At 37.4% G+C, this 12,877-nt stretch carries 16 protein-coding genes; 5 read left to right on the top strand and 11 right to left on the bottom strand.

Annotated features, from left to right (window positions below; genetic code table 11):
• Positions 1-140: 140 nt before the first annotated feature.
• Positions 141-560, bottom strand: a complete 420-nt coding sequence (locus AC2JBO_RS24620; RefSeq protein WP_496956265.1) for a tetratricopeptide repeat protein — start codon at positions 558-560, stop codon at positions 141-143.
• Between the two features lie 261 nt (positions 561-821).
• Between AC2JBO_RS24620 and AC2JBO_RS24615 the strand changes: the two genes are divergently transcribed.
• Positions 822-1,076, top strand: a complete 255-nt coding sequence (locus AC2JBO_RS24615) for a hypothetical protein (protein ID WP_496956264.1) — start codon at positions 822-824, stop codon at positions 1,074-1,076.
• Here AC2JBO_RS24615 and AC2JBO_RS24610 read toward each other — a convergent pair.
• From AC2JBO_RS24610 to aroQ, 4 genes are all read right to left on the bottom strand, one after another.
• Positions 1,054-1,686 (bottom strand): hypothetical protein, encoded by a 633-nt coding sequence (locus tag AC2JBO_RS24610; RefSeq protein ID WP_496956263.1) that lies wholly within the window; start codon positions 1,684-1,686, stop codon positions 1,054-1,056. The two genes, AC2JBO_RS24615 and AC2JBO_RS24610, sit on opposite strands and share 23 nt — an antisense overlap.
• Positions 1,687-2,539: 853 nt before the next feature.
• Complete coding sequence (locus AC2JBO_RS24605) at positions 2,540-2,974, bottom strand: hypothetical protein (protein ID WP_496956262.1); 435 nt, start codon at positions 2,972-2,974, stop codon at positions 2,540-2,542.
• 204 nt (positions 2,975-3,178) lie between these two features.
• A complete protein-coding gene (locus tag AC2JBO_RS24600) occupies positions 3,179-3,679 on the bottom strand; it encodes a peptidoglycan-binding domain-containing protein (protein WP_496956261.1) in 501 nt (166 codons plus the stop codon).
• Between the two features lie 305 nt (positions 3,680-3,984).
• The gene (aroQ, locus tag AC2JBO_RS24595) at positions 3,985-4,665 is read right to left on the bottom strand and encodes a gamma subclass chorismate mutase AroQ (RefSeq protein WP_496956260.1); all 681 of its coding nucleotides are present in this window, start codon (positions 4,663-4,665) and stop codon (positions 3,985-3,987) included.
• 282 nt (positions 4,666-4,947) lie between these two features.
• Here aroQ and AC2JBO_RS24590 point away from each other — a divergent pair, with 282 nt between their 5' ends.
• Positions 4,948-5,961: a recombinase RecB gene (locus AC2JBO_RS24590; RefSeq protein ID WP_496956284.1), complete on the top strand. Its 1,014-nt coding sequence runs from the start codon at positions 4,948-4,950 to the stop codon at positions 5,959-5,961.
• 149 nt (positions 5,962-6,110) lie between these two features.
• Here AC2JBO_RS24590 and AC2JBO_RS24585 read toward each other — a convergent pair whose 3' ends face one another.
• A complete protein-coding gene (locus AC2JBO_RS24585; protein ID WP_496956259.1) occupies positions 6,111-6,290 on the bottom strand; it encodes a hypothetical protein in 180 nt (59 codons plus the stop codon).
• 740 nt (positions 6,291-7,030) lie between these two features.
• Between AC2JBO_RS24585 and AC2JBO_RS24580 the strand changes: the two genes are divergently transcribed.
• Complete coding sequence (locus tag AC2JBO_RS24580) at positions 7,031-7,699, top strand: hypothetical protein (RefSeq protein WP_496956258.1); 669 nt, start codon at positions 7,031-7,033, stop codon at positions 7,697-7,699.
• 111 nt (positions 7,700-7,810) lie between these two features.
• Here AC2JBO_RS24580 and AC2JBO_RS24575 read toward each other — a convergent pair whose 3' ends face one another.
• The 4 genes from AC2JBO_RS24575 to AC2JBO_RS24560 all read right to left on the bottom strand — a co-directional run bounded on the left by AC2JBO_RS24575 (position 7,811) and on the right by AC2JBO_RS24560 (position 10,937).
• Complete coding sequence (locus AC2JBO_RS24575; protein WP_496956257.1) at positions 7,811-8,458, bottom strand: glutathione S-transferase family protein; 648 nt, start codon at positions 8,456-8,458, stop codon at positions 7,811-7,813.
• A 183-nt stretch (positions 8,459-8,641) separates the two neighbouring features.
• On the bottom strand, positions 8,642-8,992 hold the full coding sequence (locus AC2JBO_RS24570; RefSeq protein ID WP_496956256.1) for a hypothetical protein: 351 nt from the start codon (positions 8,990-8,992) through the stop codon (positions 8,642-8,644).
• Positions 8,993-9,118: 126 nt separating this feature from the next.
• On the bottom strand, positions 9,119-9,556 hold the full coding sequence (locus AC2JBO_RS24565; RefSeq protein ID WP_496956255.1) for a hypothetical protein: 438 nt from the start codon (positions 9,554-9,556) through the stop codon (positions 9,119-9,121).
• 124 nt (positions 9,557-9,680) lie between these two features.
• Positions 9,681-10,937 (bottom strand): ParB N-terminal domain-containing protein, encoded by a 1,257-nt coding sequence (locus AC2JBO_RS24560; protein WP_496956254.1) that lies wholly within the window; start codon positions 10,935-10,937, stop codon positions 9,681-9,683.
• A gap of 302 nt (positions 10,938-11,239) precedes the next feature.
• Here AC2JBO_RS24560 and AC2JBO_RS24555 point away from each other — a divergent pair, with 302 nt between their 5' ends.
• Positions 11,240-11,569 (top strand): hypothetical protein, encoded by a 330-nt coding sequence (locus AC2JBO_RS24555; RefSeq protein ID WP_496956253.1) that lies wholly within the window; start codon positions 11,240-11,242, stop codon positions 11,567-11,569.
• Positions 11,570-11,877: 308 nt separating this feature from the next.
• Here AC2JBO_RS24555 and AC2JBO_RS24550 read toward each other — a convergent pair whose 3' ends face one another.
• A complete protein-coding gene (locus AC2JBO_RS24550; protein ID WP_496956252.1) occupies positions 11,878-12,054 on the bottom strand; it encodes a hypothetical protein in 177 nt (58 codons plus the stop codon).
• 175 nt (positions 12,055-12,229) lie between these two features.
• Between AC2JBO_RS24550 and AC2JBO_RS24545 the strand changes: the two genes are divergently transcribed.
• Entirely contained in the window at positions 12,230-12,421 is a 192-nt protein-coding gene (locus tag AC2JBO_RS24545) for a hypothetical protein (RefSeq protein WP_496956251.1), read from the top strand.
• Positions 12,422-12,877 lie beyond the last annotated feature (456 nt).

Here is a 12,877-nt window from a genome sequence, read left to right as displayed (position 1 = left end):
AGAATAGTAACTTGCCTCAAATACTTTACTACTACATTTTTCTATGTGTGCCGATCCACGGTAAAAACTGTAAAAATATAGAGCTGCTGGGTAATATTAGCCCTGCGAGAATGCGCTATAAGCCACTTGTTTTTCTTCCCTTACCTATAGTAGGCAAGTCCAAGATTTGCTAGTACACGACCCTCCAGTTTACGCTCTTTAATACGAATTGCGATTGTCAAACTTTGTTGAAGATAATTAATAGCTTTGGGGAAGTCTCTCAAACTATCGTAGGCTGCGCCGATACCTATCAGTGATTTACTTTCTCCTTGGGGGTCTCTGATTTCCCGGTAAATAGACAGTGCTTGTTGGAAAGACTGCAATGCGGCTTCAAATTGACTAGTTTGATACTGCTGATTAGCAAGCTTCTCTAAGCTATCAGCTTCTGCTTTTCTCGCATCCACTCCCTGTGCCAACACCTTTATTTTACCCAGCGATGCGTCCAAACTTACCAGTAAAGGAGTAGAAGCTGTGACGATGAGCAACGTGAGTAACACATGACCAAACTTGTGGATACGCATAAAATGACGCAGGAGCAACAATGACTTTATTCTTATATTTCCGGCGCCTCTTTACTTATGCATTTTGATTAAATTTAAGCATTATTTCCCTTTTTCAAGCTTGAGCAATCAAGCGGCACCTGCTTATTATTTAGAAACAATGCTTAAAACAGGCGCCACACTTCGTTAATTATTAAACAACATTGATATCCAAATACCTAAATACTTAAAACACCGCTTCTTGTTGGAACTCGCTCGTTAAATCAGAAACAAATGCACTAATTGCACCAATACCTTGATGAACCAACATCACCACGTTTTATTTTTCTACTTCATCCACTGGCGCCAGCAGAGTTTTTGGAACAACATGCTAATTCGTTATGTTGGATAGAAAGATATGCTATTGCTCAAAATCCCAGTACACCCAAGCCTGTGCTTTCTCAACTTGCGACTGACGTTAACCGACTTGTGCGCGCGGTAGCGTCAGATTTATTGTCATCGCCTGCTAATTTTTCTAAAGTCTGTAGGAATAATTAGAGTTTTTTGCGACTGCTTGACGAACACGAACATCTTGACTATCTGCCAATTTTTCTAAAATTAGTGAGGATGTACTGCGATTGTTTGCAAGTCTGAAAAGTGAGTTCGGTTTAAGTTTTTTTATAGCATCAATAGGGGCATTAATATTGCCAAGTACTGCCAAAAGCATCTTTTCATAAACGGGTTCTTCCCGGTAATCAATATGACCATAACAACACACATCCCCGCATACAGAATTATAATAATTATCTATATTTTCTTGATTTAGTCTAGCATCGGCCAAGTCTAGGGCTGATTCTATTTCTGATAGTAACCTGGCTAATATCTCTTCAGATGTAGTTGAACTTCGAGCTAGTGACAACCGCAAGAACTTACTATCAGGGTTTTCGAGCAGCAGCATATCAAAAATGGGGTTAGCTGTAATTGCTTCGGGAAACTCTTCTCCTAGCTTTTCCAGAATTTTTACAGGAGTATTCGGGTTATTCGCTACTGCATAGCGGACTCCAGGGTCGGAATCTACACTTAATTGCTGAAGCACCTCAGCAGGCGTATCGTCAGACGAGGCGATCAATCTGCGAGCTTCTAGATTGAGATTGTCATAGTTAAACATGATTTTACTTATGTTTCGTTAATCTTAGTACAGAACAAAAAGCTTGAAAAGTTAATGAAGGTAGGGTTTCATCAGAACTACGACACTTCTCAGAAACCTAGCGCGCCTTTTTCATATACTTTCTCAACTAAGTACTGTTTAACTGAGAATAGGCGCCTTCAATTCCACCTAGTACCACTGCATTATATCGGGGTTATACTCTTACTACTTCAGGCACCTAACAGATTTATGCTTTACAGATAATATGTTTACAAAACTTCATGTTTTTCTCTAACAAGTGAGTGGTGCCTGTATCTGCAAACCACAAACCCGAAGGCGCCCAATAATTATACTTTTATTATATAGCGGTTTCAGTAGCCTAGTTTTGTAATATTTTTTACTATTTATTTGAATATTACACCGTATATATTACTAAATTTGTATGTGAGTCCGGCGTATACTAAGCGTACATATTAAATTGTTCACAATTGTAGACAGTCGCCAACATTATAATTTAATTACTATAAACCTTGATGCCCAGTTCAATGTTTTCTATTTGCCACCCGGTCGTTTATCAGCCGCGCGCTTAGAATTGAATTGCATATATTTAACGTAATGAATTCGCACGTTTCCACCCGGAGCGGAAAGATTATTATTATTTGTTTATTCCGATGGAAGTTAGCGGCGCCTATTAAATAAAAAAGAGGATGTATTATCTACATTCCCCTGTTGGTGTGGAAATATGAAGTTAGGTTTTAAATAATGGTGTCATTTATAATAGCATTAAACGTTTGTAAAAACACCATTTAGAACGATTTGCTCAGGTAACATATCAAAAGCCATATACGAAGTTGTAAATATTTCAATAAGATTATTAAGCGCCAAACACCCCAACGTTTCCTACTTTTGTCATCAGTCTATTTAATATTACATTTCCTTGTGGATTAACAACTGTGAGACGGATAAGTTCTTTTTCTGCTGGTTGATAGGCAACGATATATTTAAAGTTATTGTTTTTGAATGTGTAAGTGTAACGTTGATGACCTCGTTCGTTACTTCCAGGCGCATCAGGGTTTTTTAAAGTTAAATGACTGCCGTTTTTTTTGTTTTCAGCTTTATAGGTATAAGCACCATTTTCGTCTATATTTAGCTTTACAGTCCATTCGTGGTTTGTATCAACAAAAACCCCTTTTGGGCGAACAAAATCAGTTGGCATAGCCATTGCGCTTTGAGAAGTTAAGGCAATATCTGTAATTACAGGTGCAGATAAACCAATAAGAGAAGCTAGGGCAATTGCTTTAATATTCATAACTCGATGTCCTTAATAATTCTATAAGAGTGTTAATAATTTCTACAGCGTGCGCTTTTGTTATTACGGAAAAGCTATTATTATTATTTATTTATATAGAAGTTAATGGTGTCTGTCAAATAAAAAAGAAGATGTATTATCTACATTCCCCTATTGGTATGGAAATATGAAGTTAGGTTTTAAATAATGGCGCTAAGAATAGTATTAAGCGTTTGTAAAAATACCATTTAGAACGATTTGCTCAGGTGACGCATCAGAAGAAATTAAATAAGATATTTGCAACCAAGTAGCGACGCCAATAACACCATCAGCAGTTAAGTTGTTAGCTTGTTGGAATTTGATTACAGCGGCTTGAGTATTGGCACCAAACACACCATCAATTGTAGTAAGACCGTAATCGGTGTCAGCATTGTATAGTAAACCTTGAATATTTCTAACTTCCTGACCTGTTGAACCTTGTTTTAGTACTGGTCGCTTTGCTATCCATACTTGACGTTCAATTGCAGCTTCAGTTTCATAACCAACAATGCCATCAGCACTTACTGCATTTTTTTGTTGAAACTTAATTACAGCACCCTTTGTCTTGGCACCGAACACACCATCAACGGCGCCTGTATAATACTTGAGAATTGTTAAATCTTGTTGTAAATCACGAACAGCGGCGCCAGTTGAACCAAGTTTCAGAGTAGCAAATGTAGTAGGCATAATTGTAATGGTTTAATGTAGTTGCTTACACCAATGTCTACATGTAAGGTAAAGGTAGTTACGGAAATAAGTAAAAATATTTTTTAGGTAAGTTTATACTATGGCGCCTGATAAAAAACCTGGTAATTATTATCATCAAAAATATTCACCATGTCATGCTAGTATTTATAGTAAATTTTTGCAAGAGGATAATAAGGGTATTGTTTTTTAGAATCGTTAGTTAACGCGCGCTCTTGAGAGATGGCTTACCAGGATATAACCGTGCGAAAGCGCTTGTAATAAAGGTTGCAGTAAAAAACAGGCACCTAAGAAATATTTGATTTGTTTAGTTTAAATGTTGCACATGAGCCACCTTTGAGTTCTATCAAGGGTGCAATAGCAACACGGCGCACTGTGTCATCGATCCCTTTTCCACGGAGAACAATTTGAGCGCGTGACTGAATCAACTGCTGTACAGTTGAACAACTGAGGGCTGGAGACAGTGATGCCAGTGCTGAGAGAATTTTTGAATTCAACTGATCTAGTGATGGTCTCAATGTTTGACTCAAGTCGGGTACATTCTCAAAAAATTGAATTCCTTTCTTTTGCCAGGTTTGAAAATTTTCCACTTGGAGCAGCTTTCCAGCAAATATCTGCCATTGAAAAAAGACTGCGACCGCATCGGGTGAAAGCCTGTAAGCTGCTGACTGCTTCCGAAGCTCTGCTAGTAACCCCTGTTCGCGTTCAGGTGCTTCAATAGTGCTGTTCTGATTCCATTTCCAACGGGCAACATCATTCTGGATTAATAATCGCTGCCGCATCATAGTCAGTAGTCTATCGATCTGCTGCTGTTGGCGTGCTAGCGGTTCGGTTTGGGAAACTACTACTGAGTGCATTTCCTGAGAGTTTTCCTGGAACTGCCCAAAACTTGGCTTATCAATCACGAGTAGCCAAATAATAACCGTGACCTGCAATAGTAGAAGCGTTTTAAAAGAATTTAATTTCATTCGCATGTGCTTTCTCAACTTCTAAAGATAAGCCTCCTTATTAATTTATGGGTGCCAACGCTATCTATTTATGCATTTTTTGAGAAAGCAAAAATAATTTTGGTATCAAGATACGCCAGCAATCCTGAGAAACACTGGATATACAAGAAGGTGCCTATCTCTAATCCTCTACTTTAAAGACGTTATCAAAGGGTTATTTCTGATTTTTTTGACTTAGAGGTATTTTATAGGCGCCTGTTCAGCATCGCATATACTAATATATAGTTTTATATTCATGTGTGTATGCTTTCAGGCGCCGCTCTACGCAAAACATCTACTGGTTATGAGTTCTCATCAGAATACGCATTGGAAGAATATGTTTGGAACAACTTAGAACAATTGTTTCAACTTAAACCAATTGCGCGCCAACATCCAGCAAAAGGAGAGTTTTGTGATATTCTCGCTGTAAATAACAAACAATTGTCAATATTAGAACTGAAAAACACCGAAGATAGATATGTTGTCCAGCAATTAACCCGCTACTACGATAATTTACTTGACACTAAACCGTTTGCACAGCAGATAGATTACAACCTACCAGTCAAGTTGATAGCCCTGGCGCCGACTTTTCATCGACACAACTTTATTGACCGTAAGCACTGCAAGCTAGATATAGATTTTTTACAAGTCGCTGTAGTTCAGAAATATCAAGACTTTTACTTGCAGCTTACAGACGTTGATACTAACGTTGTTACTGAAATCCAAATTCCTTATGAAGAGCTTGATATTAACAGTACATGTAGTAATGTTCCGGCGCCACCGCAGTTGTTGCTCGATTGGTTAGGCGCCTGTAGTAAAGATGAACAAATCGCAATACTCAAGATGCGTGAGAGGATTTTGGGTTTTGACGCGCGTATCAGCGAAGAAGTAGAAAGTAAAAATACAATTAGATACAAGGGTAAAAGTAAAGCAATAGCTGAAATTTATTATTACAAGACTAAGAGTAAACCAATTACCTTCTTGTGGTTGCCGACACCAACATCACGACGTAAACAAGTAATTGGTAGGCTGAGGTTATGGATGGATGGTGCTGCTGTTACTGATGTTGGCCATGTACCAAAAGGTATGGGAAGAATGAAACTACAGCATGAATGGGATGCCATGCCACAAGAAAAGCGACCAAAATATATGTATCACAACGGCTCTTCTAAGTCATTCACACCTGTAGGAATATCTTATCGAGGCTATAATAATGTTTCTAATTCTCTAGAATCGTTGGTTAATTTAGCTCTTGAAAAGTGGCTTATTAGAATATAAGCGCGTTTTAACAATTGCGCTTTACATGCACGGGCACCGGAAATAATAAAACCTTGATGCAAACAGAGATTACTTAGAGCATAGGTTACTAATCTTTAATTCTATGAAGAACAATACCTTCATACTCAAATGTATTTGCATCAATTATTCTAATCGGTGCATTTCTGGTCTGACTCCCTGTACCTAGATAAATGTCCATCATATTCACATAATCTTTGTTCAACTATAGACTGTGCTTGAATTGCTGGCATTAACAATGCTTGGGGAAGAATCCCTAATAATCCTAGAAAAATACTTTGTTTGCTCAAGTGTACATTCAGCAACTTCATTTAAAGCTCCTCAACAACAACCGAAATACTTTCCCAAGCCCAAATCTAAGCTGTCTAACTATACCTTGTTTCCATATCGAGGTCAAAAATTCTGATTTTTAAGCAAGTACGCAAAAACAGGGGTTATAAATTTTATCTAGCGAGAGTAATAAAAGAGCGTTAAATATCTGGGTACTTGATACAGGCGCCCATTATTGCCTTATACTTATATATAGTTATGGCACCGCTCTACGCAAAACATCTACTGGTTATGAGTTCTCTTCAGAATACGCATTGGAAAAATTTCCCGGTATAAGGACATGAATGTTGGCTCTTCCGTACAAAGCGCGTGCTAAATCTGTTGATAAAATAGCTTAAAACGATTGCTATACTTATCTTACAGCCATTATCACCTTTATAAAGATGAAATTAATAAAATTTCAGCTATAAGTGCCTGTAAGCTTTGAAAATAAAGGATAGTTATCGATTTTAATTAAAATTTAGCACGCTATGTACGAAAGAACCATAAATTTACAACATTTAGTACTTATGTCCCTAATAGATTAAGGGGGGTTAGAGGAGAAAATAACAGGCGCCTGTTTTCTTGTTTCCTATTTATAAGACGCTACCAAAGAGCTATTTCTGATTTTTTTGAGTTACACCCATTTTTGTAACTTTCAGGCGCCTATCAAACCATGTGACTCACAACTACAGGCGCCTAAGCTTCTGGTAATATATAAATATTTGTCTTTTATTATAATATGTCAGATAGTGTAAATAAACGTGGTGAGTACGATGCGGTTATAGGAAATAAAGATGTTAATATGTTCGGCGCCGTTTTAGGTGGAATAGAGGGAGTTAAACACCGATTATTATCTCAAACTGTTGAACATCGAGTAGCAGCTTTAAATGAAGCGCTCAAGTATGAAGTTGAAGGATTAAATCTTGTTATACAAGCTTTGGATGATTCTGAAAAATTAGTGAGAATTCGTGCTTATGAACTTCTACAGTTTAAAGAGGCGCCGTTTATAAAAGATATATTAGAGAAAATTAGTGAAAAATATTATTTAGTTTGTTTTGATGGTGTTTATCAATGTGACCATTGTAGATATTATAGTTATATCAGATTTTATCCCGATTACACAGTTATTACATTAAGTTCAATAAGTACTCCTGAGAAAGTAGCAACTTTGTTTAAGAAAGAACATGTTTTTGAAGATATGGGTACTGGTTATTATACAATCGATGAAGAAGCTAAAATTATCAAATTTGCATCTCAGTCTACTCCCGGAACGGTAAATTGTACAGGAGATGTTAATGTGGATAACACTAGCATTTCTCTCGAATGGCACAGTCAAATAAACGGTTACTGTGGTTCGGATGAATATAATTTTGTAGAACTACCATCATTCTTACTATGTTCGGATTAGGCACCCTACACTTTTAAACCCACTTATTTACACGGCGCCTAAAACAATATCGAACTGATGTACTTCATACTCCTAAAAATCATAAGTAACAGGCCTATCTATATCAAGCTTTTATTGTGAAGTAGAAGGAACCTTGGCATAAAAGTCTTCATCAGCGCGCATGAAAGCAGGGCGCCGCATCAAGTTATCCAAGTAATTGCTCAAAGGGTCGTCCAAATTGAGCATCCCTAATCTTTTTGCCCACATCAAAACACCACCAGTAATAATATCAGCAGTACTAAATTTATTACCTACTAAGTAATCACTATTACCCAGTGCGTTCTTTAAAGGTTCGGCGACTTTGTTAAACCATTGGAGAGCTTCTTGAGTAGAAATTGCTTCGCGTACTTTACTGGGAAGTATTTTTTCTGGGAGATTGGGTAGTACGCCAAACATAAAATGCTCGACTGGCGCCTCAAGCGTAACGGATGCGTAAAATAACCATTGGTAGTAGTAAGCACGTTCTGAAGAGTCAATTGCAGGCGCCAGTCCAAAGTTTGAGTATTTATCAGCTAGGTAAGTACAAATAGCAGTTGATTCAAAAATTGTTACTTCCCCATCAACTAAAACAGGAACTTTTCGATGTGGATGTAGGTTTTCATACTCTGGTTCTTGAGTCATCTTCATATTGACTTGTACTAGTTTATATGCAATCCCCATTTCTTCTAAAAGCCAGCGGGGGCGTACCGCTCTAGTGGTAGGAATGTAGTATAACTTCATATTTTTTGATTTGACGGTTTCTACATTTACTATTTTCTGCGACCGATTGTCATAAAAATATTAAAACTTAAAAAAATTTCAGGCACCTTATATAGTTTCTAGAAATAATATAGGCGCCAATTCTCAAATACTAAGATACTTTAACATTTGAAAGAATGAAAATATAGACGCTTCTTATCTGTTTTATTTGACAAGTTCGAGCAAACCGGACATGTCTAATAATTTTTCGCTCCAAGTTGCACTAACTTCTGCAATTTTTATTAATTCAGCTTCTTGAAGAGTGATAGTTGACCAGTTATGGCGCCAAGAAAGTAATAATGAATGAAGTTCACTAAATTCTGCAACATAACTTCCTTTCTGTAGTAATGAAATATACAGTATACTTTCGTCGAGAATAACCGAAGCTACCTCACGGTTTGCGCTTCCTCTGAGTAACCATCCTTTGAAGCGCGACAATCCTGACGCAAGCTCGTCTAGTTGCTTTTGACGACTGAGGCGTAAAAATGATTTTTCGATTGCATTCCAGTCTGGCATTATATTCCTCCGAGTAATTTGGTTGCTGTGCTACCTAAGTTGTCACAAAAAGTGACAACCGGCAGGAACGGCACCCATAAGTTTACTATCAAGTTGCTCGGCGCCAATCAGAGATGTTATAAACGCTTATTCAAGTACTGTAAATTGAGAACGTTCAAATCGTGGAAGATACTCTTTGTAAAAGAATTCTGTATTATCTACAAACGCAACTTCCTCGCAAGTTACATTAGGAAGTTTAAGGATACTTTCGAGTCCAGCTTCAATCGATTGAATACAGTCTGGATGTTCCAATAATAAAAAAATTCTTTGACGAATTTGTGTATACAAATCTATAACCTTTTTCGCTTGTATATCTTTTGGATGTAGATGTACTATCTTGAGGCGCCTGTTACTGATTTTTCTAAATCCAAACGCTACGTATTCTTCAGTAATGCCTATTACACGACCGTGTGACTCGCAATCGGACGGTATAGCATCTTCGGTAAATTTGTAAACATCCCACAACTTGTATTTATTGGAATGATTACGTTTGCCGCCCGACGCAAAATCAATAACTTTTCCCATGATTAATACTCCTAAGAAGATTGAAGGTTTACAGACTGATTGTAATATTTATTGCTTACAAAGATTTTTAGGCGCCAATACTTGTTAAGGTTTAATGATGGCGCCCGTTAAGACCTAATTATTCTTAAAGTAATGTAAGCAATGATTTTTTGCCTTCTTTGAGTACAAGCGCGTAATGAATCTCTATAGTATCTACAAACACAGCTTCCTCATAATTCAAATTAGGAACCTTTAGTAAACTTTCAAGCGCCGCCACAATCGGCTCAATATTTGAATACTGTTCCAACAATAAAAAGATTCGTTGGCGCCTTTGTGTTTCTGAGTCAGGAACCAGTTCCGCACGTATATCTCGTGGTCGTAGATGAACTACTTTAAGGCGCCAGGTACTCATATTTCTAAAACCAAATACTACGAACTCGTTAGTTATGTCGATTATGCGACCATGCAGGCTGCAATCTTTTACGCGCGCTTCTTCTGTAAACATGTACACGTCCCACACTTTGTATGTACGGAAAGGATTGCGCTCTCCACTATTTGCCCAGGCAATAGCTTCTCCTACACTACCCACATTTTCTGATTCGAGGATTTCGACAGCTTCTGAGTAGTTGGGATTGCGAATAAATTTGTACGCTGCGTCAATACTGCGGTTAAGTTCCTTCTCTAGTGCGGCGCCTGCTACGAGTTTATTTTCCTCTTGTAAAGCCAGAATCTGCTTGTAGACTTGCTTTGAGTGAGAGTAAGACCCACCACTCAACTTCATTTTAGAAGCAACAGTGTTTCTAACATCAATTTTTTTGATATCTAAATCCTGAGATTCTGCTTCCGTCAAATTTGACGAAAGCAGGAATTTTCTTACATACTCGGCGCCTGCTGCTTGGTTTTTCTTAGCCAAAGGTTTAAGGTGACTTTCCCAATGTTGTGCTTCAACCATTTTTTGATAGTTGGTTTTACCATCGCGGTTAAGATTGAGCGATAATACCCAAGCTTCTTCCTCTTGTTCGGATGCACAATCAACATACTGGATTGGTACACTCTCCCAGCCTAGTTTGATTGCAATCGCACGTCGGCACTTACCAGAAAGCAACACATTGCTTCGTGATGAAACAACTAAGGGAGTTAAAATAACTGCTCGATTGGCGATGTCTTGCTCTAAATCAGGTCTAGTTTCATCCTCACCGTAAATTTGTATGAGTTTGGAATGTACAACCAAACTTTCTGGATGAACATAAATAATATTGCTTCCTCTTGTGATATCAGACTTGGATGCTTTGAAGCAATTAGCAGCAGGAGCGGCGCCTGTGTTACACATACTTAAATCTCTAACTGAGTAGCAGTAAGAGTTTGCGGCACCGTTTTTGAATTCTTTAATTGGATTAGTCATGGTTGGGTGCATCCTTTTTTATAGTTGCCAGCGCTACCCGTGGTTGATAATACTCTCTATTTCCTCTATCATGTTTATTGGATTAAATTAGCTGTCTAGATAGGGGCTTACTAGCATTCGAGTCAATATGCTCAACTGCTACTGAGTATTACTAACTGGGCAGGTATTTTTTTTGTGGATATACCAGCCTACAAATTTTGTCGATTATCGCCAAATTCGTTGTCTTGTATCCCTAATATAAGTGAAGCATATTTTGTCTCTTGAATTTACCATATTTATTATGGTAATGCAATGAGATATTTATGAATTTTATTTGCAGAGAAAATTTAGAGCAAATTGTAAAACAAGTGAAGCCAAGAGAGTTCTGTCGTCTTTGGTTCGACGCGGATGAGGAGAAGGAAACGTCTAGGGGGTATCGTGCTGAATGCGTGCGCCTGCTTTCTCGTATATTGGGCGTACAAACCGAAACAGTTAACAGTAAATGGGGAGAAGGTATTGATTTCGAGAAAATGCCTTCACATTACGAGAAAGCTTTATCTTACGCAAACTGCCTTCGGGAAATCGTTGACGTTGCAAACCGAAATCCTGAATTAGCTGATATTTTACTAGAACGCATGAATATGAAGCAATAGATTTACCGTAAAGTGTATGGTAATTTTCTTGCCAGACATGAGGTACTATAAATAATGCATTTAAAACTTATTTAATAGTCAAGAGTAAAAATATTAGTTACATGATTCTTTACGGTAAAGGTAATAATAAGTAGTTCTAACATCAATTTTTTTGATATCTAAATCCTGAGACTCTGCTTCCGTCAAATTTGACGAAAGCAGAAATTGTTTTATAGGGTAGGCATCATAAAGGAGAGTGGGCGCCCAATCACTAAGTACGGTTATTAATTTTGGTGCTAAGTGATTCTACGTATATCAATTCAAATGGACTAATGAGCGTTGTTATTCGCCTCATCCTTGGCTAGCCACTTGGAGAATATTTCTTGGCGCCCATCGTTTGGGTTTTTAATTGTGTAAAATCTTTGTCTGAAAGCGGTTAAACCTAGTAAAACGAGTAAAACAGTAAGATTTCCCAAATTTGGTATTAAAGTTAAAATTCCTTCCAACTATAAAACATTTCCTCGTAAAGATGGTTCTATAAGCATTCTTGACCCAGGCTCATATGAAGCAGTTAGATGTCAGGCGCCTCATGGGCTTTATTCATTTAACATTGATCTTTTACCTAACCCTAAAAATTTATCTTTACAAGCATTTGCCAAATCTGCCTACAAAAACCAGCCAATGAGGGTATATGATTATAATCAAAATGGTATAAAAGCATTACTTGTTGACTCTGAAGGTGGTTATAGTGCTTATGGAATCTTTAAAGTTCCAGGTGTTAAAGGTGTGGTTGAAATGAGTGCTTCTTGTGATTGTGATGTTAGCAGAACAGATGTTGTTGACTACCTCAAAGTCACAGAGTTAATTAGATAAAAACTAATTATTAGTAAGTTATTGATTTAAACAGGTGCCAATGCGGTAATTTGTAAGAGGCACCTTATTAAAATAGAGACCGCCAAAAGTTTGCTGAAATGCTTATTATTTCGTTGTCATTTTATGCTTTAATTTTGGACACCAATACGAAAGGAGCTATAAAATAATACATGGAATTAGCACTACTTCCCGCAAATATACTTTAAGTTTTTAGGCGCCACACTATATCAGAACTCTAAAGCACTTATTTTTAAGAAGGTGGCATCATTCTCTAATAATGCGAACATAAGTACTTAATGATAATGATAATACCCTTGAAGAAGCGTTTTATGTGGCGCCTTACGGACAGTTATTTTGTACGTAAACTAATTGGGCGGATGTCGCGGACTTTAAGGGTTCTTTTGCCTGCATTATCGTCGTCATCAATTGTGAGTAAGTACTTCACAACCGTGTGGT

The organism is Calothrix sp. CBUCES-K 9914, assembly GCF_059640475.1.
This window is presented reverse-complemented; position numbering and strand designations above follow the sequence as displayed.